Origin of the sequence: Salinilacustrithrix flava, from assembly GCF_041228405.1 — a bacterium.
Classification (GTDB): domain Bacteria; phylum Actinomycetota; class Acidimicrobiia; order Acidimicrobiales; family Salinilacustritrichaceae; genus Salinilacustrithrix; species Salinilacustrithrix flava.
Genome location: NZ_CP133888.1, coordinates 1,587,087 through 1,612,060 on the forward strand (window position 1 = coordinate 1,587,087; position 24,974 = coordinate 1,612,060).

Sequence of the window (24,974 nt, forward strand, 5' to 3'; positions counted from 1 at the left end):
GCGCGTGCCGGTCTGGCTGTTCTCCGTGGTGGTCATGGCCCGCTCCTGCAGCTCGTTCTTACGCTGTAAGTTCACGGTCGACACCGTAAACGTACGGTGTAAGGTCGTCAAGGGCCGATCCGAGGAGGGACCGTGGCGAGGAGCAAGGCAAGGGAACCGCTGAGCCGCCGGCGGGCCATCGAGGCGGCCGTGGCGCTGGCCGACCACCAGGGCATCGACTCGCTGAGCATGCGCCGCCTGGCCAAGGAGCTGGGCGTGGAGGCGATGTCGCTCTACCACCACGTCGCCAACAAGGACGACATCCTCGACGGCATGGTCGACGCCGTCTTCGGTGAGATCGAGGTGCCCCGCGACGCCCCTGACTGGCGCTCGGCCATGCGGGATCGGGCCGTTTCCCAGCGGGCGGCGCTGCTCCGCCACCCGTGGGCGCTGAACCTCATGGAGTCCCGGACCTCACCCGGCACCGAGACCCTGCGGCACCACGATGCGGTCATCGGCATCGGCCTGGACGCCGGCCTCGACCTCACGCTCGTCGCCCACGCCATCGCGCTCCTCGACGCCTACGTCTACGGCTTCGTGCTGCAGGAGCTCACCCTTCCCTTCGACGACGGCGACGCGATCGAGCCGGTGGTCGAGGAGACCCTCGGGGCCATGGACCCCGAGCAGTTCCCGCACCTGGCCCGCATGGCCGGCGAGCACGTCCTGCAGCCCGGCTACCGCTTCGCCGACGAGTTCGACTTCGGCCTGGACCTCGTCCTCGACGGGTTGGCGGTCGCCGCGGCGAGGTAGGCGCCAGGGTCGGCGCGGTGTGTGACACTCCGACCATGGAGCTGGATGCGGCGTTCATCACGGTGGTGGTCGACAACGAGACCGACACGCTGTCCTCACCCGATCCGGGCACGCCCCGGCTGCCCGAGATCGCCGGGCTGCTCGGCCGGGAGGACATCGCCCACCACCGGGCCGGGCGCGACGGCATCGAGGCGTTCGGTCACCTGTGCGTGGCCTGCCACGGCTTCTCGGCGCTCGTCACCGCCCGGGCCGGCGACACCACCAGCACCGTGCTGTTCGACGTCGGGCCCTACGGCGACGTGTGGCTGGCCAACGCGGAGCGGCTGTCCATCGACCTGGCCACGATCGGCACCGTGTTCCTGTCGCACTGGCATTGGGACCACAGCGGCGGGTTCCCGGTGGTGATCGAGGCGATCAGTGCGGCCCGCGCCGCCGCGGGCCTGGCCCCGCCGGTGGTCGACGTCCACCCTGACCGGCCCGACCAGCGGGGCACGGCCATGCCCGACGGTCGGGTCGTGTTCCTGCCGGACGAGCCCACGTTCGCCGAGCTCGAGGCGTCCGGCGGCGACGTGGTCCGCCACGGCGAGCGGCACCCGGTGGGGGAGCTGCTGGTGGGCAGCGGCGCCATCGAGCGCCAGACCGACTACGAGACCGGGCTGCCCGGACACCTCACCTTCACCGGTGACGAGGCGGTCGAGGACCCGCTGATCATGGACGAGCGGTGCCTGTCGTTCCGGGTGCGGGGCCGAGGGGTCACGGTCCTGTCCGCCTGCTCGCACGCCGGCGTGGTCAACGCCTGCCTCGAGGCGGTCGCCACCCACGACGATGCCCCCGTGGACCTCGTGCTCGGCGGCTACCACCTGGCCGGCGCGTCGGTGGAGGGCCGGATCGACGCCACGGTGCGCGACCTGGACGAGCGGATCGGCGCCGCGTTCGTCGCGCCCGGCCACTGCACCGGCTGGCGGGCCAAGGCAGCGATGGCCGACCGCTTCGCCGGCGGCCGCTACGCCCCGAGCGCGGTGGGCACCCGGTACGTCCTGGCCTGAGCCAGCGGTCGGTGCGCGGCACCGCAGCGCTGTGACACGCTGAGGGGCGGATCGAAGGGGGACCCATGACCGAGCCGCGCATCCTGGAACCGCAGTGCGAGTGGACGTCGGACGACGTCGGCGATGCGGAGGTGTGGACCGAGCACCTCACCGCCGCCGAGCTCGAGGAGCTGGACGCCGCGCTGCGCCACGCGCTCGAGCGCTCCGACGACGTGCTGGACCTGACGAAGGACGACTTCCCCCTGCCCACGCTGGGGGCCCGGCTCACCGACGTCGAGCGGGAGCTGATCGACGGGCGCGGGTTCGTCCGCATCCGGGGGATCGACCGGTCGGCGTACAGCCAGGACGAGATGGAGGTCGTCTACTGGGGGATCGGCACGCACCTCGGGTCGCCGTGGGCGCAGAACAAGGACGGCCACGTGCTCGGCGACGTCATCGACCACGGCCGCAAGGCCGACGACCCGACCGCCCGCGGCTACCAGCTGGGCGGTGTCGCCCTGCCGTTCCACTGCGACGGCGCCGACCTGGTCGGCCTGCTGTGCCTCGACAACGGGCTGTCCGGCGGGCTCTCCGCGGTGGCCAACTCGGTGAGGATCCACAACCAGCTGGTGCGCGACCGTCCCGACCTGGCCGCCGCCCTCTACGAGCCGTTCCCCTACGACTTCCGGGGGGAGCAGCCCGAGGGTGGCAAGGGCTTCTACGAGGTGCCCGTGTTCACCGAGTGGGACGGCCGCCTGTTCGTGCGCTGCATCCCGCCCTACATCTGGGCGTCGCAGCGCCACGACGACGCGCCCCGCCTCACCGACGTGCAGCGCGAGGCGCTGAAGGCGGTGGAGGAAATGGCCGACGACCCCACCAACCACGTGAAGATGGACCTGCGCCCCGGCGACATCCAGCTCATCAACAACTTCCACGTGCTCCACGGGCGCACGGCCTACGAGGACGACCGGGAACACGGGAAGGTCCGGCACCTGAAGCGGCTGTGGCTGGAGACCGACATGTTCGAGACCCGCCCGCCGTACTTCGCCAACCGCAACCACTGGGAGGCCAACCGGTCGGCCAGCCGGATGCGCGCCGGCTCCGCCTGAGCGCCGTCGCCTGGACGCGCGACGGCTGGGCGGCTCGGCTCCTCCGCCGGAGCTCCGCCGCCCAGCCATGCAAGACGTATACCGCTGCTGTGACGGCGCCAGCACGCCCGCCCGGAAGGAAGGGACCATGGTCCCTGCCCGGCGCCGCTGACCCCCGGCTAGACCCGGGTGACATGTGCGACCACTGCAGCTGCCGCCAGCACCGGGCCATCGCCGAGCTCTCCACCGAGCACGAGCAGATCCTGGAGGTGGCGTGGGCCCTGAGCGAGCGCCACCGCGAGACGGGCGTCTCCGACGGCCCGCTGCAGGAGCAGCTCGGGCAGATGCTCGCCGTGCACGTCGAAGCCGAGGAGGTGGCGCTGTACCCCCTGCTGGTCGAGACCGGCGGGCTGCAGCCCGAGCACTCCGACGCCCTCGAGCAGGAGCACACCGACCTCGCCTCCGCGCTGATCAGCGGGAAGTTCGATCGACGGATGTACTTCGAGCTGGCCTCCCACATCGAGGAGGAGGAGCTCGAGCTCTTCCCGCTCGCGATGTTCGGCTTCGACGACGAGGACTGGGCGGTGCTGGAGGCGACCCCTCGCTTCCTGGCACCGGACACGCCGCTCGTCCACTGAACCGGCCCTGCGGGCACGGTTAGGTTCGGCCCGACCCGGACCCCCCGACCCCAGGAGCCCCCGTGAGCCACCCCCGCCCCTTCCGCTTCGGCGTCCAGCTGGCCAACGCGGCGTCCGCCTCGGAGTGGGCGGACCTCGCCCGACGAGCCGAGGCGCTCGGGTACGACAGCGTGATGATGCCGGACCACTTCGGTGAGCAGCTCGCCCCGGTCCCCGCCCTCATGGCTGCCGCCGACGCCACCACCGACCTCAAGGTCGGGACGCTCGTCTTCGCCAACGACTACAAGCACCCCGTCGTGCTGGCGAAGGAGGTGGCCACCCTCGACGTGCTGTCCGAGGGTCGGGTGGAGTTCGGCATCGGCGCCGGGTGGATGAACACCGACTACGAGCAGTCGGGCATCACCCACGACCGCGCCGGCGTGCGCATCGACCGCCTGGCCGAGAGCCTCGAGGTCTGCAAGGCGATCTTCGCCGGCGACACCGTGGACTTCACGGGCGAGCACTACGACGTCACCGGCTACCAGGGGTATCCGAAGCCGGTGCAGACCCCGCACCCGCCGATCCTCATCGGTGGCGGCGGCAAGCGGATCCTCACCCTCGCTGCCCAGCACGCCGACATCGTGGGCATCAACCCCAAGATCGCCTCCGGGCGCGTGGACACGCCGACGGCGCAGAACGGTGCGGCGGACCGGACCGACGAGAAGATCGCGTGGGTTCGCGAGGCGGCGGGGGACCGCTACGACGACATCGAGCTCAACATGCTCGTGTTCGCCGTCGTGGTCACCGACGACGCCCAGGGGACCATGGAGATGCTGGCGCCGATGTTCGGCCTCGACCCGGCCGAGGTGGCCGACTACCCGCTGGCCTGGATCGGCACCGAGGACGAGATCGTCGAGTCGCTGCAGGCCCGGCGCGAGCGGTGGGACGTGAGCTACCTGGTGGTGCAACAGGACGCCATGGAGGCGGCAGCACCCATCGTCGCCCGGCTGCGCGGCACCTGACCTGACGACGTCGGCGACGGCGCGCTCTGTGGCGCCATGACGTTGGACCCTGGCCCTTCGTCCCACCGGGGCGGACGATCGGGGAAACGTCACGGACAACCAGAGGAGAGCGCCATGCGCGCCATCGTGTACCACGGGCCGGGCAAGAAGGACTGGGAAGAGGTACCCAAGCCGACCATCCAGGACGACACCGACGCCATCGTGCGCGTCGACGCCGTCACCATCTGCGGCACCGACCTGCACATCCTGAAGGGCGACGTCCCGGCCGTGACCGACGGCCGGATCCTCGGCCACGAGGCGGTCGGCACGGTCGAGGAGGTGGGCGCCGGCGTGAAGAACGTCGCGGTGGGAGACAAGGTGCTCGTCTCCTGCATCACCTCGTGCGGCGCGTGCCGCTTCTGCCGCGAGGGCCGCTACGGGCAGTGCCTCGGCGGGGGCGGCTGGATCCTCGGCCACCTCATCGACGGCACCCAGGCCGAGTACGTGCGAGTGCCCTTCGCTGACACCTCGACGTACAAGGCGCCGGACGGCGTGCCGGACGAGGAGCTGCTGATGCTCGCCGACATCATCCCGACCGGGTACGAGGTGGGCGTGCTCAACGGCAAGGTCTCACCCGGTGACGTGGTGGCGGTCGTGGGTGCCGGACCCATCGGCCTGGCCACCATCATGGGCGCCAAGCTCTTCAGCCCGGCCCACATCGTCGCCATCGACAAGGTCGACGCTCGGTTGGAGGCGGCGAAGTTGTTCGGTGCCGACGTCGTCGTGAACAACGACCGGGAGGACCCGCTGGAGGTCGTGCGCGGCCTCACCGAAGGCCTCGGCGCCGACGTGGCCGTGGAGGCGGTGGGCGTGCCCGCCACCTTCGAGCTGTCGGCCGAGCTCGTCCGTCCAGGCGGCCACGTCGCCAACGTCGGCGTGCACGGCGAGCCCGCCACGCTCCACCTCGAGGAGCTGTGGATCAAGGACGTCACGATCACCACCGGCCTGGTCGACACGTACTCGACGCCGACGCTGCTGAAGCTGGTGACGAGCCGCCAGGTCGACTCCCGCCGGTTCGTGACCCACCACTTCACGATGGACGACTTCATGGAGGCCTACGACGTGTTCACCCGCGCCGGGGAGACCGGTGCGCTCAAGGTTGTGGTGACCCGGGACTGAGCGGCGTCAACCGGCGGGCGGCCGTCGGGAAGGGACCGAAGGTGACCTACCGGCTCGACCCCGATCGCCCGCTCGTCGACGAGTTCCGCCGCGTCGCGCTGGCTTGCCTCGACGACGCCATCGACCGCCTCCAGGTCGGCGCCCACGCCGATCTGGAGGACGACGTCCACGAGGCCCGCAAGCGAGGCAAGGAGGTGCGCGGCCTGATCCGGCTGGTGCGCCCCGCCCTCGGGGATGCGTACGCCGCGATCAACGCCGAGGTGCGCGACGGTGCCCGTGAGCTGTCCAGCCTCCGGGACGCCCACGCCCTGGTCGACACCGTCGAGGATCTGATCTCCGCCCTCGACGGCAACGGCACCGATGATCTCGAGCGTCTCGCCGACCACCTCCGCGCCGGGGCATCGGTGGCCACGGGCGGGGTCGACAGTGACGACCCTCGGATCGCCGTGGCTCGCAGTCGGATGGAGACGGCCCGGGCGATGATCGCGACGTGGCGGGCCGCGATCGACGTCGAGTCCGTGGCGGGCGGCGTGGCCAAGAGCGCGACGCGCGGTCGCAAGGCCTGGAAGGCGAGCCGGAAGGATGCCGGGGACGAGCAGGTGCACGAGTGGCGCAAGCGGGTGAAGTACCTCTGGTACCAGGCCCGGCTGCTCGAGGCCGCCGACCCCGACGGCATCGGTCCGCTCGTGGAGCAGCTCGACGAGCTGTCCGATCTGCTCGGCGACGAGCACGACCTGACCGTGCTGGTCGAGCACGTCGAGCGGGGCGCCGGCACGGACGAGATGGTCGACGTCGACGCCGCTCGCATCGTGGAGCTGGCCCGTGCCCGACAGGCGACGTTGCGAACGGCGGCGCTGCAGCTCGGCGAGGAGGTCTTCGGCGACGGCGTCGACGCGCTGGTCGCGCGGCTGGTGGACCCGTGGTCCACGCCTGCGGCCCGGGCGCGGCGTCGTGGGCCCGAAGCGCGAGGCTGACCGGCGTGACCGAGACCAGTGGCACCGCGTCCGAAGCCGACGACTACGGCCAGTTCCCGCTGCGGGGCTACCTCGAGATGGACGTCGGGCCCGGGGAGGCAGGTCACGCCCGGGCGACCCTGCAGGTGGGCGCCCAGCACCTGAACCCGAACGGCGTCGTGCACGGCGCGGTGCTCTTCGCCATGGTCGACACCGCGATGGGCAGCGCCACCATGTCGATGCTCCCGGAGGGCCAGCACTGCGCATCCGTCGACGTGCAGCTGCGCTTCATCCGACCCGCGTCGGCCGGCGACCTGGTGGCCGATGTCGAGGTGCTCAAGCGAGGTCGCGCCGTGGCCCACCTGGAGGGCCGGGTCGTCGACGGCGAGGGTCGCCTCGTCGCGACCGCCGCCGGCACGTTCGCCGTCATCACCGTCTGAGGCGGCCATCGGTGCCGTCCCGGCGCCGGAAAGGGTCCTCGGTCCCTGTCGTCGTCGCGCCTCCGTTCGTACGGTCGGACGATGGAGAGACTGAGCGCACTCGATGCCGAGTTCCTGCACGTGGAGGACGGCATCGCCCACATGCACATCGCCGGGGTCTCGGTGTTCGAGGGTCCCCGGCCGGAGCTGTCCGAGCTGACCGCGATGGTCGCGTCCAAGCTCCACCGGATCCCCCGCTACCGCCAGCGCGTGCGGACCGTGCCCCTGGAGCTGGGTCGGCCGGTGTGGGTCGACGACCCGCACTTCGACCTCGGCTACCACATCCGGCACACCGCACTGCCCGCCCCGGGTGACGATGCTGCCCTGCGCCGGCTGATGTCCCGGCTCATGGGCCAGGCGCTCGACCGGGAGCGTCCGCTGTGGGAGGTGTGGTTCGTCGAGGGCCTCGAGGACGACCGGTGGGCGATCATCTCCAAGGTGCACCACTGCATGGTCGACGGCGTCTCCGGCATGGACCTGCTCAGCATCCTGCTCGACGTCGCGCCTGACACGCCGCTGCCCGAACCCGAAGCGTGGTCACCCGAACCCGAGCCGTCGGGGGTGACCAAGGTGCTGGACGCCTGGTCGGAGGCGGTGGCCGACGGGCTCGGCCTGGTGGCCCGGGCGCCGAGCGCGCTGCGGGATCCCGGGCGCGCCGTGACCTCGCTCCTCGACACCGGGCGCGGCCTGTTCGCGCTCACGAGGCACCTGGGCTTGACCACGCCGACCACGCTGGAGGGCAGCATCGGTCCGCACCGCAACTGGGCCCACTCCGTGGTCGAGCTCGACGACGTCAAGGCCCTCCGCAAGCAGCTGGACGCCACGATCAACGACGTGGTGCTCGCCGTGCTCGCCGGGGCCTTCCGCGACCTGCTGCTCCACCGGGGCGAGGACGCCGACGACTGCGTGCTCCGCACGCTCGTGCCGGTGTCGGTCCGCACGGAGGACGCCAGGGGCGTGCCGGACAACCGGGTGTCGGTGATCCTGTTCGAGCTGCCCGTCCACCTGGCCGATCCGGTGGCCCGGGTGCACGCGGTCAAGGAGCAGATGGCGGAGCGGAAGGCGTCGCACATGAGCGAGGCCGGTGAGGTGGTCGTGCGCCTCGGTGATCTGGCCCCGCCGATGGTGGTCGGCGCGGTGATGCGCACGGCGACCCGGCTGCTCGCCCGGATGCCGCAGCGGTCGGTGAACACGGTGACGACCAACGTGCCCGGCCCCCAGCTCACGCTGTACTGCCTCGGTCGCCGGATGCTGGTGCACCTGCCGTACGTGCCGCTGTCCCACGGCGTCCGGATCGGCGTCGCCATCCTGTCCTACGACGGGAACCTCGCCTTCGGCGTGACCGGCGACCGCGACACCGCCGCCGACGTCGACGTGCTCGCCGGCGCGGTGCCGCGTGGCGTGGAGGAGCTGCGCCGGTCCATCGAGGAAGGCGCGGCGGCCCCTACGGGCGCCGGGCGATGAACGTGTAGCCGTAGACGGCGAAGCTCCGGGCCTTCTCCTCGCCGCTCGCCCCAGCGAAGGTGTCGAACGGCTCGCTGATGGCGACGTCGGTGAACCCGCTGTCCTCGAGCATCTTCTGCCAGCCCGCACGGGGCAGCCCGCCCGCGATTCAGTCGGTCCACAGGTCGATGTCGCGCATCGCCTCCGCCGGCACCCGGTTGCCGTTGGCGATGTCGGCGAACTGCAGCCAGCCGCCCGGCCGCAGCGCGCGGAAGATCTCGCCGAACGCAGCCTGCTTGTCGGGACACAGGTTGATGACGCCGTTGGAGATCACCACGTCGGCCCACCCGTCCTCCACCGGCAGGTCCTCGGCGTAGCCCTCGCGCACCTCCACGTGGTGGTGGCCGAGCTCGGCCGCAGCGCGCGTCGCCTTGGCGAGCATCTCCTCGGTCATGTCGACCCCGATCACCCGACCCTCGGGTCGGACCTGTTCGGCGGCGATGAAGGTGTCGAACCCACCGCCGGAGCCGACGTCCACGACGCGCTCGCCCGGTTCCAGGGTCCGCAGCACGAACGGGTTGCCGACGCCGGCGAAGGACTCGACCGCGGCATCGGGCAGGTCGTCAACCACCTCCGGTGGGTAGCCGAGGTGGGCGGCCGCCCGTCGTCCGGTGTGGAAGTGGTACGCCCCGCCGGGCTCGGTGGCCACCATGCGGTACTTGTCCCGGACCTGGTCTCGGAGCTGGTCTCGGTCGACCATCACGTCGTCGGTCATGTCGGTCTCCTCTCGATCGTGGCTGTGGTCATTCGACGAAGCAGTCCATGCAGGCGAAGCGCAGCGGCTCGTCGTCGTCCGCTTCGATCGCGTGGACGGCATTGGGGGTGACGGTGAACACGTCGCCGGGGGCGAGCGGGTGCCGCCCGTCGGCGAGGCGCAGCGCGCCCCGGCCGGTCATGACGACGCCCTCGTGGGCGTGGACGTGGGTGTGGAACGGGGTGGATCCGCCCGGCTCCACGTCGAGGACCTTGAGGTGCACGTCCTCCACCTGCTTGAGCGGACGGACGGTGACGCCGGGCGCCTCGGCCGACGCCGGTGCCACGTCTGCGAGGGAGACGACACCCGACCCGTCGACCTCCGCTCGCGACGGCATCCCGGCGAGGGTCGCCCGGATCACGACGCCGGTCGCCACCTCCCCCTGCTCGTCGGGAGGCAGGAGCCGGTGCATGAGGTCGATCACGTCGGCGGGGAAGAGCGGGTAGGCGGCAACGTCGTCGACGGAGAACGGCGTCCCGTGCTCGATGGTCACGTCGGCGAAGCCGCGGCGCTCCAGCTTCCGGCGGAGCACCCGCTCGGAGACCGCGCCGGCGATGCAACCGGCCCAGGCGGCGTCGCTGGCGAGCACCGCCGGCGGGAGCTCGCGGTCCACGACGAGGTCGGCCATGCACAGCCGTCCGCCGGGACGCAGCACGCGTGCCATCTCGGCGATGGCGCGGCTCTTCCGGGGCGACAGGTTGAGCGCGCCGTTGGAGATGATGACGTCGATCCCGCCGTCGGGCAGCGGGACGGCCTCCATGTCGCCGACGTGGACCTCGCAGCGGTCGTCGAGGCCGGCGTCGCGGATGCTCCGCTCGGCGCGCTCGCACATCTCGGGCACGGTGTCGAGGCCGATGACCCGGCCGGTCGGTCCGACCGCCCGGGCGGCGAGCAGGGTGTCGATGCCCCCGCCGCAACCGACGTCGAGGACGACCTCGCCGCGCTGGAGGGCCGCGTGCGCGACCGGGTTCCCGACCCCGAGCGCCCAGTCGAGCGCCGATGCCGGCAGGCCGTCCAGCTCGGGCCGGTCGTAGAAGCGGTCGGTGACCGAGCGTCCGGCGCCGGCAGGGAGCGCCCGGTAGGCGTCGCGGACCGCGGCCCGGATCTCGTCCTGGAACAGCAGGTCGGGGGATGTGGTGGCCTCGCTCATCCCGGCGCCTCCCCGGTCGCCGGCGCCGGCAGGTCATCGATGAAGGTCTCCAGGCGGCGCAGGACGTCGTCGGGGACCGGGGCCTCCGAGCGCGCGCGCAGCATGCCGCGCAGCTCGCGGGCGAAGGCCAGCTCGCCGCAGCAGCGCAGGCACCAGGCGAGGTGGCGGTCGAGGAGGCGCTGGTCCAGCTCGTCGAGCTGGCCGTCCAGCATCTCCCAGAGGTGGGCGACCGCCTCGTGGCACCCGATCGGCTCGTGCACGGTCATGCGTTCGTTCCCTCCGTCGCCCCGTCCGCCGTCATGGCCAGGCCGTCGACCAGGCCCGACTCCCGGGCGTAGGACCACAGCTCGCGCTCGAAGCGCTGCCGACCGCGGTGCAGCTGGGACATCACCGTGCCGTCCGGCAGGTCGAGCAGCGTCGCGACCTCGGTGGCGTCGAAGCCTTCGATGTACCGCAGCACGAGCGGGGCGCGGTAGCGCAACGGGAGCCGTTCCAGGACCACGTGCACGTCGTGCTCGGAGAAGGCGCCGAGGAAGTCGACGTGCAGCGTGTCGGAGTACGGCAGCGGGTCCTCCTCCTCGAGCGTCCGGTAGAGGGAGAAGTCGCGCTCGTCCTCGACCGGCACCTCGTCGGGCAGCCGTCCGTCCCGTCGCATGCGGTCCCGCCAGAGGTTGGTGAGGATCGTGCGGAGCCACTTGCACGCCGCCTGCGGGTCGCGCAGCGAGCGGAAGGAGCGGCACGCCCGCTCCAAGGTGTCCTGCACGAGCTCCTCGGCGTCGACGCCTCCGAGCCGGCGGGCGAGCGAGTAGAGCCCCGGCAGCTCCTGCCGGCACAACCGCTGCAGCTCCGTTCGCTCGTCGACGCCGAGCACCGAATCACCCGTTCCCCATGGTGAGGCCCCGTCCGTCCGCTGTCCAGGGGTCAGACCACCCGGAGCGTCGTGCGGACCGGGGTCGCGTTCGCCAGCACGTCGCGGACCGGCGAGGTGTCCTGGACGTACTGGCACAGCTCGGTCAGCTGCTCCTCCGACGCGTTCGGGCTCGACACGGTGCCCGTGGCCCGGATCTCGGTGAAGCCGGGGCGAGGGCCCTGCTGGCCGAGGAAGTCGTGCAGGTCGATGTCGCCCTCGATCTCGTAGTCCATGCGCGTGATGTCGATGCCCTGCGCGGCGGCGTTGGCGACGTAGCCGGCGGCGTAGCAGAACCCGAGTGCCTGGAGCACCAGCTCGACGGCGTTCGGCCCCCGGTTGGCCCCGAGCAGCACCGGCGGTTCGTCACCCTCGATGGTGAAGGGCTCGTGGCGGGAGCCGTCGGTCTCGCCGGCGTGGTCGAACGCCCCGATCCGGCCGATGTTGAACATGCCGTCCTGCCACTGGCTGCTGGCCCGGAAGGTGAAGCTGGCGGCAGCGGCGTCGTCCTGGACGTGTGCGATCGTCGCCTGCAGCTGATCGACGTCGATGCCGTTGCGGATGGTCACGGTCTCGGTCATGGGATCCCCCCATCAGTCGTTCTCGTCCCTACACCTGTTCAGGACGACGACGACGACCGATCCATTGCAGCGACGTCGGCCGTTCGACGGACGGGGTCGATCATCTCGATGACCGATGCGAGCGGCACGGTCATGAGCTCGGCCGATCGGTCCTCGATGCCGTAGCTCAGGACCAGGTCGTCGCCCTGCATCGCGAGGCCCGCACAGAACTCGATGCCGTCGTGGGCGAACGCCCACGGCACAGAGACGCCGCTGGGCCGGAGGTCCGGCCCGAGCGTCATGAAGCGGTGTGCGTACCGCCGGGTGCCTCGGTGGTCCCAGGCTTCGTGGACGACGAACAGGAACCCGTCATCGACGGGGAGGCCCTGCGAGCCGCCGCGCAGGTGCGTGAAGCGTCGGTCGGTGGGCGTGCGCGCCACCTCTTCGAGACGACCGCCTCGCTCGCGCAGGACCACTGCAGGATGGGCCGAGTAGAGGAAGTGCAGGGCACCGTCCCGCACGAACGGCGCCCAGTTCTTCTCGTGTCGCTTCGGGTCGGGACCGTCGAGCAGGGTCGCCGCGCGAACGGCGGTGCCGTCCAGCTCCAGCAGCACCATGCGGCAGATGCCGTCGGCTGTGACGTCGCGACTGGTGGCGGTGGCCCACCAGGTGCCGCGCCACGAAAAGATCCGGCAGTCCTCGAAACCGCGCACACCGGTCTGGAAGCGGGGCAACGACACCAGGTCGTCGAGCTCGCCCGCCTCCACGATCTGGAGCCGGTCGTCCAATTGCACCAGGTGGTTGACGGTGGTGATGGCCCCGCAGTCGTCCAGCATCCGGTAGCGGCCGTCGACCAGCTCGTAGTTGACCGAGCGGATGATGGCGCGGAAGCCGACGCCGTCGGACGCGATGGTCGGGTTCATCTCCCGCCGTGCGGGGTCGCCCACGTTCGGGGCGGGAAGCCTGCTCGTTCCAGGGGCGAGCGTGCAGAGCAGCGGCAGCGGAACACCGGGGACCGTGGTACGCCTGCGGAACGGCACAGGCCCGCCGCCGGCGGCAGCGACGTCGGGTTGGTCGTCGAGCCACCGCATGTTGTGCTCGAGGTACGGAACGAGGTCGTTCGGCACGGCCAGGTCCGAGCGGAGCTCAGCGGTGAGCCGGCGAGCGGTGACGAGATCGCCGACGTGGGCGCAGGCGACCGAATGCTCGAAGCGCAGGCCCCACTCGTAGACCCACGTGTGGACGAAGAGCGCGTCCTCACTGCGTGGGATGTCGACTCCCAGGGTCGTTGCGACGTGCGCGACGTCCATCTCCCCTGCTGCGCGAGCGCGCACGGCGATCTCGTACAACGGCTCGGCGCGAGATGGGCGACGTTCCCATGCGTCGAACAGCAGCGGCATACCGGCAGCCCAGTGGGCGTCACTGACCAAGACGCCCGCCTGGAACGCCGCGTAGAAGACCTCCTCGTCCCAGCCGCCGAGGGCGACTCGGCGCTGGTACAGCTCGATCGCTCGCTCGTGGTCTCCGAGATCCCGGTAGGTCTGCGCGAGGTAGAAGGTGGACCTGGGGTCATCGGGTTCCCGTTCGAGTGCGTCCTCCAGGAGCCTCCGGTCGCGCTCGAACTTGTCGGTGCGGCTTCCGCCGTCGGCGTGGTGCACGACGCGCAGCGCATCCAGCGGGGACGAGGTGTGGGCGCCCTCGGCGGCCGTGAGGTACTCGTGTGTGGCCCCCACGTACCGCCAGGTCCGGTCGCTGCGAACCATGCGGGGGATGCGGTACTCGAGCCCACCATCGCTCTGTCGGAGGTGGTAGGCGTCGAAGCTGAGCTCCGGGAGTGGCTGCTCCCACTCCACGGTCATGTCGGCGTCGAGCAGCAGCAGGTACTCCCCGGTGCCACGTGCGAGCTCGAGCAGCTCGCTCCGGTTGGTTCCGAAGTCCTTCCAGGGGCGGCGGTGGAGCTCGCCGGGGATGCCGGCGAGCGTCTCGTGAACGATCTCGGGGGTGCCGTCGACCGAGCCGGTGTCGACGATCACCCAGGAGTCGATGCGGTCCCGGACGGATTCCAGGCACCGGCGCAGCACGAGCGCCTCGTCGCGGACGATCATGCACAGGACGATCTCGGTTGGCTCGTCGCCCCCATGTGGCGCAGCGTCGCGCTCCAGCGCACGAAGCCGGGTCTCCGTTGCGGCGTCCACCCGCACGAGCTCCGCATCGATCGCAGCTCGGACCGCTGCGCAGCGTTCCCGCACGGCGCGTGTCTCGCCGTGTGCACGGCAGTCTTCCGCGTTGGCGAGCACGTCCGCCAGATCGCTTCGAACGCCGTCGGCGTTGCGGAGGATGGACCGGTAGTCGCCGAAGCTGTACTCGAACGCGTCAGGCCGTGCGGCGGCGAGCGCGCTCAGGATCGTCTGGTCGGTCGGACGCCGGCCCAGGCTGAGAGCGAGGTCGAGCTCGTCGCTGAACGATGCTCGCAGTGCCCTCATCTCGGTTCTGCCCCCACGGATCAGGCCACCGGCGATCCGTCCCCGCTCTGCGCCATGGAACCCCCGACGGTCCTCCAGCTCGTGAGGGAAGACCGGCCGGAGCTGATGCACGGTCGGTCGCGTCCGTGCCCGCAGAGGCTCGGCGGGAGGGATGGCGACGTGCCCGATCCCCAGGTCGACCCACGCGTAGCTCGCGGTGCCGAACGGATGGATGTCGATGGTCTCCTCGACCAGGTCGAGCTTGGACCAAGTGAGGACCGCATGCCGTGCGGTGTCCTTGGCTGGATCACCGTTCCGGATCATCGAGAGCGACATGGCCTCAGCCAGGCGATCATGAGCGAGGAGATCCTCGAAGTCGCGCTCGATCACCACGGAGAGGTGGTCGAGCCGCCTCCGGGCACGGACAGACCGGACCCACGCGGCAAGGTGGCGATCGACGAACACGACGAGCGGGACCGGCATCGACAGCACGAGGTCCGACGAGAGCTGCAGACGCTCGGTGCTCGTCGATCGGTGCCCACCCTCCCGTCGGTCGAGATCGAAGAGGCAGCTGACGAAGGTGAGCTCCCTCGGATCCGGGCGCGCGGATCGGGAGGTCCCGTGCGCCGGCAAGGGGTCGGTCAGCCGGTGGCGCCGGTGGCGCCGGTGGGACCGGTGACGCCCGTGGGTCCGACGGGTTCCGTGGAGGCTGTGGGACCGGTAGGGCCGGCGGGGCCGGTCATGCCGGTTGCTCCCTGCGGACCGGTTGGCCCGGCCGATCCGTCAGCACCGGTCGGACCGGCGCCTCCGGTGGGCCCGGTCGAGCCCGCAGCACCGGTCTCTCCCGTCGGCCCGGGAGGTCCGGTGTCGCCGTCCGTCCCGTCCGTGCCATCGCGGCCGGCAGGGCCGGTTGCGCCGGCCGCTGGTTCGAGGGTCTGGCCGTACTCGGCCAGCTCGGCTGCGGTCTCGTTGCGGTCGCCGCCGAAGATGCGCTGCGTGGGGAAGCCGAGCGCCTGGATCGCGGCCGCGACGTCCGGGGACACGGCGGCGGCACCGCCGACGATGATCACCAGGGACGGGTCGAGCTCGAGCAGCGCAGCTGCAGTGGCGGGCGGCAGGGCCATCGGGGACGTCAGCAGCACCGGCACACCAGCCCTGCCGGCCGCCGCGGCAGCGGTCTGGGCGTCGAAGGGCACGTCGTTTCGGGCCACGAAAACGACGCTGGCAGGGCCTCCGGCCGAGGCGCGGAGCTGGTCGGCCGACCCGCCCTGGCTGCGCCCGCCCAGGGCGAACGCGGCAGCACCCACCGCCGCAGTCCCGCCGAACAGCAGGGCCCTGCGGTTCGTGTTGACGGATGGCTCGGCGGCAGCGATCTCCACCGGCTCGTCAGATCGACCGTCTTCGCTCATGTCGCCCCGCTCCAAGTTGTCAGTTGGGGAGACACTAGTTGTGCGGGTGCGCGGATGTCGGCGACGACGGTCCCGATACACCCCGGCTGCAGAACCGGTGGCAGCAGTAGGGTCAGAACACCGACGAACAGCGAGCAGGTATGGACCGGTACTCCTTCCACGTGCTCGGTGCCCTGCAGGTGGTCGACACCGGCGACGGCGACGTCACCCCGCGGGGAGCCCTGCAGCGTCGACTCCTCGCGACCCTGCTGCTCCACCGCGGTCAGGTGGTGTCCGCCGATGCGCTGGCCGAGGTGCTCTGGCCCGACGAGCTGCCGTCGGCATCGGGGGCGTCGCTGCAGTCGCAGGTGTACCGGCTGCGCCAGCACCTCTCGGATCTGGCGATCGAGCACCGCGCATCCGGCTACGTGCTCGACGTCGCGGACGAGTCCGTGGACGCGCACCGCTTCGAGCGGGCGGTCCCGGCGGCTGCCGCGGTCGGCGTCGACGACCCGCAGGGTGCGCTGGACGCCCTGGACGAGGCGCTCGGGCGGTGGCGGGGCACGCCGTACGAGGAGCTGGGCGACACCGACGACGGCCGGATCGAGGCCGAGCGCCTCGCCGAGCTGCGGTGCAGGGCGATGGAGGAGCGCTTCGCCGCCCTGCTCCGGTTGGGTCGGGCCGACGAGGTGACACCCGATCTCGAGGCCTTCGTGGCCCGAGCACCGCTGCGGGAGCGGCCACGGGAGCTGCTGATGGAGGCGCTGGACGCCACCGGTCGACGCGCCGAGGCGCTGCGCGTCTACGACGCGTACCGCCGCGTGCTGGCCGAGGAGCTGGGGGTCGAGCCGTCTGCCCACCTGGCGGCGCACCACGAGCAGCTCCTCGCCGGCGGCGCGCCGGCGACCGCTCCACCGCCGGCCCAGCAGCGGCCCCGGGTTCCCCGCCCGGTGTCGTCGTTCGTGGGGCGCGACGACCTGCTCGACCTCCTGGAGCACCAGGTCGCCCGGCATCGCATGGTGACCCTGGTCGGACCGGGCGGCGTGGGCAAGACGCGCCTGGCCGTCGAGCTCGTGCACCGCCTGGCAGGCGAGTTCCCCGACGGCGTGCGGTTCTGCGACCTGACCGGGATCGCCGACGACAGCGAGGTGGTGCCCGCGGTGGCGGCGACGGTCGGGGTCGAGCCCCGCGCCGGTGTCGACCCCGTCGATCGGCTCGCCGACGTGCTGCGCCACGAGCGGACCCTGATCCTGCTCGACAACTGCGAGCACGTCCTGGACGGCGCTGCCACCCTGGCCGAGGGCCTGCTCACGTCGGTGGAGGGCGTCGCCGTGGTCGCCACGAGCCGCGAGCCGCTGACCGTCGACGGCGAGCGGACGTTCCCCGTCCCCACCCTGGCCTGCGACGGGGAGGGTGCGGCCGCGACCGCGCTGTTCCTCGACCGGGCTGCAGCAGCCCAGCCGTCGTTCGTGGTCGACGCCGGCAACCGGAAGCTGGTCGACCAGCTGTGCGAGCGCCTCGACGGGCTGCCGCTGGCCATCGAGCTGGCCGCGGCCCGCCTGCGCTCGCTCTCGCTGGAGGAGATCGTCGCAGGTCTCGAAGCCGGGACGTCGGTGCTCCGCGGCGGGCGCCGCACCACACCGCGGCACCGGTCGCTCGCCGCCGCGCTCGAGTGGTCCTACCGCTCGCTGGATGCAGACGACCGCAGCGTCCTGTCTGCGGCCGCGCAGTTCGCCGGCGCGTTCGACGCCGACGACATCGCGTTCGTCTCCGACCGATCGCCCCACCAGGTGCGCGAACGCCTCGCCGACCTGGTCGAGCGGTCGCTCGTGGCGCGGGTGGGGGAGCGGTTCCGCCTGCTGCAGGTGATCAGTGGCTTCGTGCTCGAGCAGGTCGACGATGACGACCGTGCCCGGTTGGCCCGGCGACACGCGCAGCAGGTGACGGCGCGTGCCGATGAGGCGAAGCGCACGATGGCCATCGGTCACGACGATCGTGGGATGGAACGGATCCGCGAGCTCGTCCCCGATCTGCGCCGCGCGGTCGCCACGGCCGTCGCCGACGCGGACGTCGAGCTCGCCCGCCGGATCGTGCTGGCCGGGAACACGGCGGCGCTGAACGGCATGATCCCGGAGTTCAACGCCTGGGGCGAGGTCGCCGGTCGGCTGGCCGAGGACGCCGGTCACCCCGACAGCGCCGAGCTGTACGCCATCGCGGCCCGCGGCGCGTGGAAGACCGGGGACCTCGAGGGGATGCGGGCGCTCCTCGAGCGCGCCGGCGACACCCTGGAGGCAACCGGGGCGCCGCCGGGGTACGAGTACCTCACGTCACTCGGCGTCGAGGCGCTGGCGAAGGGCGAGCTGGCCCAGGGCGTGGAGTGGTTCCGGGAGGGCATTGCGGCCGCCGGCCAGGAGCTCGACTGGATCCAGGAGGCCGAGGCCGGCGGCACGCTCGTGATCACCGCCGCCTACGCCCACCTCCCCGAGGCCCACGACGAGGTCGCCCGTCTTCTGCGCGACGTCGTGCCCCACGCCGGTGCCGTCGCCGCCTCGTGGTGCTGGTACGCGGCCGGTGAGTGCCTCCTCGACGACGACCCGGACGAGGCGAGGGTCCTCCTCGAGCGGGCGGTCGAGCTGGCCCGAGCCGGCGGGTCGCCCTTCGTGCAGGGCGTGGCCGGCGCATCGCTGGCCTCCCTCGACGTCCGCGCCGGCGACGTGGCGGCAGCGATCGAGCGGTACCGCTGGCTGTTCCCGCTGTGGCTGCGGGCGGGGGTCCGATCACCGATGCGCACGATGCTGCGCACGGTCACCGAGCTGCTGTGCCGGCACGGGGCGCACGAGCACGCGGCCCGCCTGCTCGGGGCGGTGACCGCCTCCGGTGTGGGCCACGAGGTCGTCGGCGACGACGACCGCCGGCTGACGGCCGTCCGCCAGGAGCTCGACCGCCGGTTGGGTCCGGCGCGCTGCGCCGAGCTCGTGTCCGAGGGGTGCGGGCTCGACGACGCCGCCGCCGCGGCGGAGGCGACGGCGGCGTTCGAGCTCCTCAGCTGAGGTTCAGCTCACCATCGCGGGCCGGCGGGATCGACGCCGAGGAGGATCTTGCCGACCAGCTCGTGGACGAGCGCGTCGTTCGCCGGGTGGAAGCCACCGCAGCGGACGTCGCGGTAGAGCCGCTCCAGCTCGTTGCCCCGCATCATGCCGCCGCCACCGCTGACGTCGAGCGCCACGTCGACGACCCGCTTGGCCGCCTCGACGGCCCGCCACTTCGTGGACAGCATGATCGGACCCCAGCGCTCGGCGTGGTCCACCCCTGCGACCCAGTCGGCGGTGAGGCGGTCCACGGCCGCCGACGCCGCATCGAGCTCGAGGAACATCTCGCTCACCTGGTGCTGGACCATCGGGTTGTGGGCGTAGGTCCCACGGGGGATGGCGACCGAGGTCTTCTTGGTCGCCGCCGCGACCGCCAGCTCGAGCGCGCGATCGGCGATGCCCAGGTAGACGTTGCCGACCAGCCCGACGAACCACAGCTGCATGGCGGCCACGAAGAGCGGGGTGGGGTCTCCGGCCGGGGTCACCGCGCCGATGCGGTCGTCGGGGACGAAGACGCCCTCGAGGGTGGTCTCGTAGCTCTGCGACGGGCGCATGCCCATCGTGTCCCACCGGGGCACCACCGTGACGCCGGGGGCGTCGCGGTCGACGAAGGCGTGGACGACCACGGGGTGATCCGGGTCGCTGGCATCGAGCGCGTGGGCGCCGAGGAACGACCAGACCGGGCCGTTCGACCCGAACTGCTTGTGCCCGCTCAGCCGGTAGCCGCCCTCGACCCGCTCGGCGGTCGCCGTGGACATCACCACAGGCGAGTCGTTGCCGGCTTCGGCGTGCCCGGCGGCGAAGACCTCGCCGGCCACGGCCTGCTCGAGGATCCACCGCAGCGAGGTGTCGCCGGCGCGCTCGGACTCCACCGCGATGCCCACCCAGTAGTGGTGCATGGACATGGCGAGCGCGGTGGCCGGGGCGAAGCGGGCGAGGCGCCGCTGGGTCGTGCCCAGCGTGACGAGGTCGTCGCCCCAGCCGCCCAGCTCCTCGGGGACCGCGGCGGCCAGGTACCCGCTGTCGCGGAGGATGGCGAAGTCCTCGTGGAAGTACTCGTTGCGGTCGTCGGCCACGGTGGCCCGGGACCGGAACCCGGCCAGCACCTCGTCGGTGAGGGCGTTGCGACCGGTCGTGGCACGGGCGGTGTCGCGTCGTTCGGTGATGGTCATGGCTGCTCCTGTGTCGGTGTGGCTTCGATGAGCAGACAGTGCGACCCGGCGCTCGCAGCTCGCTCGCGCCGCACTCGCGGTTCCACGTGAGCGGGGCGTGAGCGGCGCGCGAGCGGCCCCCGCGATGGTCCAGGCATGCACGACATCCACTCGATCGACGAGCTCGGCACCATCCTCGGCGTCTGGGCCCACCCCGATGACGAGACCTACCTGTCCGGTGGCCTCATGGCCGCCGCCACGGACAACGGCCAGCGGGTCGCGGTCGTCTCGGCGACCGCAGGGGAGCAGGGCACGGACGACCCTGTGACCTGGCCATCCGAGCGACTCGCCCCGGTCCGGCGCTGGGAGGCGGTGGCCGCCATGCGCGTCCTCGGTGTCGACGATCACCGGTGGCTCGGCCTGGGCGACGGCACCCTCGCCGACCAGGACCCTCGCGACGCTGCCGAGCAGATCGCCAAGGTCATCGTCGACGTGGACCCGGACACCATCGTGACGTTCGGTCCGGACGGGATCACCGGCCACCCCGACCACCGCACGGTCTCGGCCTGGGTCGACGAGGCCCATCGGATGCTCGCCAGCCAGGCCCGGGTGCTGCACGCCACCGAGTCGGAGGCCCATGCCGAGCGCTTCGCCGAGCTGCACGAGCGGCTCGGCATGTCCATGGACGGCAGCTCCCCGCCGGTCACCGCAGCGTCGGACCTGGCCGTCGGCGTCCGGCTGTCGGGCGCCGCGCTGGACCGCAAGCTCGTCGCCCTGCGCGCCATGGCCACCCAGACCGCCCCGACCATCGCCGCCTTCGGTCCCGAGACCTACGCGACGTGGGTGGCCGAGGAGGCCTTCGTCGAGCGACGGGGCTGACGGCCCTACCGCGCTCGCCTGGTGCTCGTCAGCCCAGCAGCGTCGCCGGTCGCTGGCGCAGGATGGCCTCGGCGTCCCGGCAGACGGTCTCGGCCACCTCGGCGGCGGGGCGGATGGCGCCCACTGCCCCAGCCGACTGCCCGTAGCGGATGGCGTCCCGCTCCGGGTCCGGGTGCGCGGTGGGCGGGAGGGTGGCCGCAACCTCCTCGCGCCGGACCCGCAGCTCGGCTTCCCGCTCGCTCCACTGGTCTGTGGTGCGGTTGCGGCGGACCCGGTCGTGGACGGCGGCGGGCCACGGCAGGCCGCTGATGATGTCGAACACCTGGGTGAGGACGGTGTCGGTGCCGTCGCTGTCGACGATGAGCTGCTTGTAGCGGTCGTCGATCTCCACGGCCTCCGGCGTGGCGAGGAAGGCCGTGCCCATCACGGCTCCGTCGGCACCGGCCAGCAGCGCGGCCGCCAGCGCTCGCCCGTCGGCGATGCCGCCCGCCGCGAGCACGGGCACGTCGGGGAAGCGCTCGACGGTTGCGGAGAGGAACGGGAGCAGGCTCAGCGTGCCGGTGTGGCCGCCTGCGGCCATGCCCTGGACGACGAGCACGGCGGCGCCCGCATCCACGGCCTGGGTGGCGCCGTCGTGGTCCTGCACCTGGCAGATCAGTGAGATGCCGGCGTCGGCCAGGCGAGCCGCCCACGGGCCGGGATCGGCGAAGGACAGCACGACCGCGGCCGGCTGCGCCTCGATGGCCGCCTCGAGGAACGGCTCGGCCATCGGGAGGAACGGGGTGATGAACCCCACGGCGAAGGGCCGATCGGTGGCCTGTCGGGCGAGGGCGATCTCGTCCCGGACCCAGTCGGGTTCGCGTGCCGGGTGCATGCCGCCGAAGGAGCCGAGCGCGCCCGCAGCAGAGACCGCACCGGCCAGGCGACCTCCGCTGTGCATGACCATGGGGGCGGACATGAGCGGGTGGGTGAGCCCGAACAGCTCGCTGAACCGGGTCCGCAGCGGCATCGTTCAGGCGGGGCGGATGTTCTGGTTGCCCTGGAAGACGTTGTTCGGGTCCCAGTCGGCCTTGACCTGCTGCAGGCGCCGGTACTTCGCTTCGCCGAACGCCGCCTTGATCCGCTCCTCGCCTTCGTGACCGATGAAGTTGAGGTAGACGCCGCCATTGGTGTGGGCGGCGATGTCCCGGCGGAAGCTCTGGGCCCAGTCGATGTTGGCGGTGGCGTCCTCGGCCACGTCCCACATGGCGAAGGGGTGGCTGATCCAGTGCACGTCGCGATGGGTCATCGGTGTGGCGTCGTCCGCGACGCGCGCGATGGCACCGCCCCACGGGACGAGGATCTGCTGGCTGACCGGTGAGGGCCGCTCGAAGCCGTACTTGACGAAGGTGTCGAGCGCCTCGTCCGGGAACGCGTCGTGGTAGTCGGCGCTCCAGTAGTTCCCGAATCCGGGCGGGTCGTCGATCATGCGCTGGAACTCGACGTAGGGCATCGGGCCGACCAGGTCGACCTCGGGTCGCAACGCGCGGAGACCGGCGATGGCGTCTTCGCCGTCAGGGACGTCGCCCGCCCACAGGACCGCGATCGCGGCGAGCGTCTGCCCCTGCAGGTGGACCGGGATGAACTCCTCGGGCGGACCGGTCAGGAACACCAGCGCCGAGCCCAGCTCGTCGGGCGCATCGAAGGCCATGTCCCGGTAGGCGCGCCCCACCTCGTAGCCCGCGTCGCCCGGCCACACCAGCAGCCCGGCGAGGATCTCGGGGCCCACCGGGTGGACGGCGAACTCGAAGGAGGTCGCGATGCCGAAGTTCCCGCCGCCGCCGTGCAGCGCCCAGAACAGCTCCGGGTGCTCGTCCTCGCTGGCCGTGACGGTGCGGCCGTCGGCAGTGACGAGGTCGACCGAGACGAGGTTGTCGCATGCGAGCCCGTACCGGCGCTCCAGCCACCCCGAGCCGCCGCCGAGCGTGAGGCCGGCGACCCCGGTCGTGGACACGCGCCCTCCGGTGGTGGCGAGGCCGTGCTCCTGCGTGGCTGCGTCGAGCTCGCCCCACGTCGCACCGGCGCCGACGCGAGCGGTCCTCCGCTCCGCGTCGACCTCGACGGCGTTCATCGAGCGGACGTCGATGACGAGCCCGCCGTCGTTGAGGCAGAAGCCGGCGACCGAGTGCCCGCCGGCGCGCACGGCGACCGCCATGTCCTTGTCCCGCGCCAGTGCCAGCGCGTCCTGCACGTCCCCCACGGATGTGCACTTGGCGATGATCGCCGGACGTCGGTCGATCATCGCGTTGAAGATGGCGCGCTCCTCGTCGTAGCGCGCGTGCTCGCTCCCGATGAGCTCCACGGTTGCCCCCTTCCGGCGCGCCGGAGTGGCCACGCCACGGAAGACGACGGTACGCCCGTGGCCGCGAAGCGCAAGGAGAACCTGGAGAAGCGTGGCAGCCACGCCACCCGCCGCGCGCGAGGCGCGGCGCCGCCGTCAGCCGAGCCGGTCGAGGACGTTGGCGGTGATCTGCTCGACGTTGCGGTCGTGGGCGGCGAGGCCGTGGGCCCAGTCGGTGGAGCCCGACGTGACGACGGTGCCGCCGCCGCCCGAGGTGCCACGCGAGGTGTAGGTGCCGAGCACGGCGTGGCCGTGGGCGATGCGGTGCTCCTGGCCCCGCTCGCCGAAGATCCGTGACGCGATGTACTCCAGCTCGGACGGCGTCCCGGGCGCCGGCGGCCGGGGTGCGGAGGTGTGGGTGAAGTGGGCGACGGGTACGGTGCCGAGGATCTCGAGGTCCTCGGGCGTGCCGTCCTCGCCGGTGGGGTACGGCAGGCCGTCCCGGTAGGTGAACGCGCAGCCGTCGCACTCGTAGCCGACGACCTTGGCGTCGCCGCCGAGCACGTCGCCGTAGCCGATGCCCGTGCCGTCGAACAGCCAGTGGTCAGGTCGGTGGACGGTGTAGCCGCCGGCGCCGTTGGTGACGTTCTTGCCGATGCGGTGGTAGCCGCCCCGGGTGAAGCTGACCCCGGTCATGTGGTTCTCGGGGCGCTCGAGGATGTGGTCGGACCAGAACGTGGTGACCTCGGCCCGGCGGTCGGTGTCGTGGAGCGGGTCGTCGCGGAAGCGGCCCTTCCAGCCGACCATCTGCGTGGCCCGGCCGTTGCCGTCGTCGCCCTCCAGCCGCACCTGCCACAGCGAGGTGTTGCCGGAGAAGAAGGCGACGTTGCCGCCCCGGGCGATGTGGTCCTCGACCGTGTCGCGCATCGGACCGGACCAGTACTCGTCGTGGCCGACGCTCAGGATCAGCCGGTAGCGCTCGACCAGCTCCGGGAACTCCTCGAGGTCGCTGTTGAGGACGACGTCGACGCCGTAGCCCTCCCGCTCGGCCCACTCGAGGAACGGCTGCTCCCAGTCGGGCCAGCCCGCCGAGCCGGCGTAGGGGGAGAGGTGGTTGAGGCGCAGGTAGCCCACGTGCGCGGTCATCTGGCGGTCGTCGGGGACCACGTTGGTGACCCGCCGGCCGGGACCCGGGGGCTTGTGCAGGTAGCCGGCCGACATGGGTCGCTGGAGCGAGACGGTGGTGCCGCCGGTGTAGAGGTTGCGGCCGCCGAAGTCGTTGTAGGCGTGGTACGTGTTCGTGGCCAGCTGCAGCAGGATCGTGTTCTGGCTGCGCTTGCTCGGCCGGACGACGAAGAAGGCGTGGGTCGTGCGCTCCTTGCCGTCGACGTCGATGGTGAGGACGACCTCGTGGTAGCCGGAGCGCCAGTCGTCGCCGACGTTGACGGAGACCGCGGCCGGCCAGCCGCAGCCGTTGGCGTCGGCGCCATCGGGGGTGGGGTGGAAGTCGGCCCCGACGGTCTCGGACCAGACCACGTCACGCGTGCCGCCCACCCGGGCGATCTCGACCTGCACCGGCCGGCCGCCGGCGGACGAGAGGTGGAGGCCGACGGCCTCACCCGGAGCGACGCTCGGTGGCCAGCAGTACCCGGTGACGGTCTCGAACGGCATGGGGCGCAC

At 72.0% G+C, this 24,974-nt stretch carries 22 protein-coding genes; 11 read left to right on the plus strand and 11 right to left on the minus strand.

Features of this window, described 5'->3' with window-relative positions; translation table 11 throughout:
- The first annotated feature begins 132 nt into the window (after window positions 1-132).
- The 9 genes from RGQ06_RS07880 to RGQ06_RS07920 all read left to right on the plus strand — a co-directional run bounded on the left by RGQ06_RS07880 (window position 133) and on the right by RGQ06_RS07920 (window position 8,595).
- Window positions 133-789, plus strand: a complete 657-nt coding sequence (locus tag RGQ06_RS07880; RefSeq protein ID WP_432427117.1) for a TetR/AcrR family transcriptional regulator — start codon at window positions 133-135, stop codon at window positions 787-789.
- A 35-nt stretch (window positions 790-824) separates the two neighbouring features.
- Window positions 825-1,835: an MBL fold metallo-hydrolase gene (locus RGQ06_RS07885; RefSeq protein WP_432427116.1), complete on the plus strand. Its 1,011-nt coding sequence runs from the start codon at window positions 825-827 to the stop codon at window positions 1,833-1,835.
- Between the two features lie 65 nt (window positions 1,836-1,900).
- On the plus strand, window positions 1,901-2,923 hold the full coding sequence (locus tag RGQ06_RS07890) for a TauD/TfdA family dioxygenase (protein WP_432427115.1): 1,023 nt from the start codon (window positions 1,901-1,903) through the stop codon (window positions 2,921-2,923).
- A 173-nt stretch (window positions 2,924-3,096) separates the two neighbouring features.
- On the plus strand, window positions 3,097-3,540 hold the full coding sequence (locus RGQ06_RS07895) for a hypothetical protein (protein ID WP_432427114.1): 444 nt from the start codon (window positions 3,097-3,099) through the stop codon (window positions 3,538-3,540).
- 62 nt (window positions 3,541-3,602) lie between these two features.
- Complete coding sequence (locus RGQ06_RS07900) at window positions 3,603-4,541, plus strand: LLM class F420-dependent oxidoreductase (protein ID WP_432427113.1); 939 nt, start codon at window positions 3,603-3,605, stop codon at window positions 4,539-4,541.
- 114 nt (window positions 4,542-4,655) lie between these two features.
- Window positions 4,656-5,699, plus strand: a complete 1,044-nt coding sequence (locus RGQ06_RS07905; RefSeq protein WP_432427112.1) for a zinc-dependent alcohol dehydrogenase family protein — start codon at window positions 4,656-4,658, stop codon at window positions 5,697-5,699.
- Window positions 5,700-5,740: 41 nt separating this feature from the next.
- Window positions 5,741-6,673 carry a CHAD domain-containing protein gene (locus tag RGQ06_RS07910; RefSeq protein WP_432427111.1) on the plus strand — a complete coding sequence of 311 codons (933 nt, stop codon included), beginning with the start codon at window positions 5,741-5,743 and terminating at the stop codon, window positions 6,671-6,673.
- 5 nt (window positions 6,674-6,678) lie between these two features.
- The gene (locus RGQ06_RS07915; RefSeq protein ID WP_432427110.1) at window positions 6,679-7,092 is read left to right on the plus strand and encodes a PaaI family thioesterase; all 414 of its coding nucleotides are present in this window, start codon (window positions 6,679-6,681) and stop codon (window positions 7,090-7,092) included.
- 81 nt (window positions 7,093-7,173) lie between these two features.
- Window positions 7,174-8,595 (plus strand): WS/DGAT/MGAT family O-acyltransferase, encoded by a 1,422-nt coding sequence (locus RGQ06_RS07920; RefSeq protein WP_432427109.1) that lies wholly within the window; start codon window positions 7,174-7,176, stop codon window positions 8,593-8,595.
- Here the strand turns inward: RGQ06_RS07920 and RGQ06_RS07925 are convergent.
- From RGQ06_RS07925 to RGQ06_RS07955, 7 genes are all read right to left on the minus strand, one after another.
- A complete protein-coding gene (locus RGQ06_RS07925; protein WP_272483437.1) occupies window positions 8,576-9,349 on the minus strand; it encodes a methyltransferase domain-containing protein in 774 nt (257 codons plus the stop codon). The genes RGQ06_RS07920 and RGQ06_RS07925 overlap by 20 nt on opposite strands.
- 28 nt (window positions 9,350-9,377) lie before the next feature.
- A complete protein-coding gene (locus RGQ06_RS07930) occupies window positions 9,378-10,538 on the minus strand; it encodes a methyltransferase domain-containing protein (protein WP_432427108.1) in 1,161 nt (386 codons plus the stop codon).
- Window positions 10,535-10,804, minus strand: a complete 270-nt coding sequence (locus tag RGQ06_RS07935) for an anti-sigma factor family protein (protein WP_432427107.1) — start codon at window positions 10,802-10,804, stop codon at window positions 10,535-10,537. Before RGQ06_RS07935 ends, RGQ06_RS07930 begins: the two co-directional genes overlap by 4 nt.
- Entirely contained in the window at window positions 10,801-11,409 is a 609-nt protein-coding gene (locus tag RGQ06_RS07940; protein ID WP_432427106.1) for a sigma-70 family RNA polymerase sigma factor, read from the minus strand. Before RGQ06_RS07940 ends, RGQ06_RS07935 begins: the two co-directional genes overlap by 4 nt.
- A 50-nt stretch (window positions 11,410-11,459) precedes the next feature.
- Window positions 11,460-12,026 carry an OsmC family protein gene (locus RGQ06_RS07945; RefSeq protein WP_432427105.1) on the minus strand — a complete coding sequence of 189 codons (567 nt, stop codon included), beginning with the start codon at window positions 12,024-12,026 and terminating at the stop codon, window positions 11,460-11,462.
- Between the two features lie 38 nt (window positions 12,027-12,064).
- Window positions 12,065-14,488 carry a glycosyltransferase gene (locus RGQ06_RS07950; RefSeq protein ID WP_432427104.1) on the minus strand — a complete coding sequence of 808 codons (2,424 nt, stop codon included), beginning with the start codon at window positions 14,486-14,488 and terminating at the stop codon, window positions 12,065-12,067.
- A gap of 620 nt (window positions 14,489-15,108) precedes the next feature.
- A complete protein-coding gene (locus tag RGQ06_RS07955; protein ID WP_432427103.1) occupies window positions 15,109-15,876 on the minus strand; it encodes a cell wall-binding repeat-containing protein in 768 nt (255 codons plus the stop codon).
- A gap of 140 nt (window positions 15,877-16,016) precedes the next feature.
- Here RGQ06_RS07955 and RGQ06_RS07960 point away from each other — a divergent pair, with 140 nt between their 5' ends.
- Window positions 16,017-18,905, plus strand: coding sequence for a BTAD domain-containing putative transcriptional regulator (locus RGQ06_RS07960; RefSeq protein WP_432427102.1), 2,889 nt, complete (start codon window positions 16,017-16,019; stop codon window positions 18,903-18,905).
- A gap of 8 nt (window positions 18,906-18,913) precedes the next feature.
- Here RGQ06_RS07960 and RGQ06_RS07965 read toward each other — a convergent pair whose 3' ends face one another.
- A complete protein-coding gene (locus tag RGQ06_RS07965; RefSeq protein WP_432427101.1) occupies window positions 18,914-20,116 on the minus strand; it encodes an acyl-CoA dehydrogenase family protein in 1,203 nt (400 codons plus the stop codon).
- 135 nt (window positions 20,117-20,251) lie between these two features.
- Between RGQ06_RS07965 and RGQ06_RS07970 the strand changes: the two genes are divergently transcribed.
- On the plus strand, window positions 20,252-20,974 hold the full coding sequence (locus RGQ06_RS07970; RefSeq protein WP_432427100.1) for a PIG-L deacetylase family protein: 723 nt from the start codon (window positions 20,252-20,254) through the stop codon (window positions 20,972-20,974).
- A gap of 28 nt (window positions 20,975-21,002) precedes the next feature.
- Here RGQ06_RS07970 and RGQ06_RS07975 read toward each other — a convergent pair whose 3' ends face one another.
- The 3 genes from RGQ06_RS07975 to RGQ06_RS07985 all read right to left on the minus strand — a co-directional run bounded on the left by RGQ06_RS07975 (window position 21,003) and on the right by RGQ06_RS07985 (window position 24,965).
- The gene (locus RGQ06_RS07975; protein ID WP_432427099.1) at window positions 21,003-21,983 is read right to left on the minus strand and encodes an NAD(P)H-dependent flavin oxidoreductase; all 981 of its coding nucleotides are present in this window, start codon (window positions 21,981-21,983) and stop codon (window positions 21,003-21,005) included.
- A 3-nt stretch (window positions 21,984-21,986) separates the two neighbouring features.
- Window positions 21,987-23,315 (minus strand): FAD-binding oxidoreductase, encoded by a 1,329-nt coding sequence (locus tag RGQ06_RS07980; RefSeq protein WP_432427098.1) that lies wholly within the window; start codon window positions 23,313-23,315, stop codon window positions 21,987-21,989.
- Window positions 23,316-23,450: 135 nt separating this feature from the next.
- Entirely contained in the window at window positions 23,451-24,965 is a 1,515-nt protein-coding gene (locus RGQ06_RS07985) for a N,N-dimethylformamidase beta subunit family domain-containing protein (protein ID WP_432427097.1), read from the minus strand.
- Window positions 24,966-24,974: the final 9 nt, after the last annotated feature.

Coding starts and splice junctions, on each gene's coding strand:
- RGQ06_RS07885 (WP_432427116.1), top strand. CDS start 825: ATGGAGCTGGATGCGGCGTTCATCACGGTGGTGGTCGACAACGAGACC.
- RGQ06_RS07890 (WP_432427115.1), top strand. CDS start 1,901: ATGACCGAGCCGCGCATCCTGGAACCGCAGTGCGAGTGGACGTCGGAC.
- RGQ06_RS07895 (WP_432427114.1), top strand. CDS start 3,097: ATGTGCGACCACTGCAGCTGCCGCCAGCACCGGGCCATCGCCGAGCTC.
- RGQ06_RS07905 (WP_432427112.1), top strand. CDS start 4,656: ATGCGCGCCATCGTGTACCACGGGCCGGGCAAGAAGGACTGGGAAGAG.
- RGQ06_RS07920 (WP_432427109.1), top strand. CDS start 7,174: ATGGAGAGACTGAGCGCACTCGATGCCGAGTTCCTGCACGTGGAGGAC.
- RGQ06_RS07930 (WP_432427108.1), bottom strand. CDS start 10,538: ATGAGCGAGGCCACCACATCCCCCGACCTGCTGTTCCAGGACGAGATC.
- RGQ06_RS07935 (WP_432427107.1), bottom strand. CDS start 10,804: ATGACCGTGCACGAGCCGATCGGGTGCCACGAGGCGGTCGCCCACCTC.
- RGQ06_RS07945 (WP_432427105.1), bottom strand. CDS start 12,026: ATGACCGAGACCGTGACCATCCGCAACGGCATCGACGTCGATCAGCTG.
- RGQ06_RS07950 (WP_432427104.1), bottom strand. CDS start 14,488: ATGAGGGCACTGCGAGCATCGTTCAGCGACGAGCTCGACCTCGCTCTC.
- RGQ06_RS07955 (WP_432427103.1), bottom strand. CDS start 15,876: ATGAGCGAAGACGGTCGATCTGACGAGCCGGTGGAGATCGCTGCCGCC.
- RGQ06_RS07960 (WP_432427102.1), top strand. CDS start 16,017: ATGGACCGGTACTCCTTCCACGTGCTCGGTGCCCTGCAGGTGGTCGAC.
- RGQ06_RS07965 (WP_432427101.1), bottom strand. CDS start 20,116: ATGACCATCACCGAACGACGCGACACCGCCCGTGCCACGACCGGTCGC.
- RGQ06_RS07970 (WP_432427100.1), top strand. CDS start 20,252: ATGCACGACATCCACTCGATCGACGAGCTCGGCACCATCCTCGGCGTC.
- RGQ06_RS07975 (WP_432427099.1), bottom strand. CDS start 21,983: ATGCCGCTGCGGACCCGGTTCAGCGAGCTGTTCGGGCTCACCCACCCG.
- RGQ06_RS07985 (WP_432427097.1), bottom strand. CDS start 24,965: ATGCCGTTCGAGACCGTCACCGGGTACTGCTGGCCACCGAGCGTCGCT.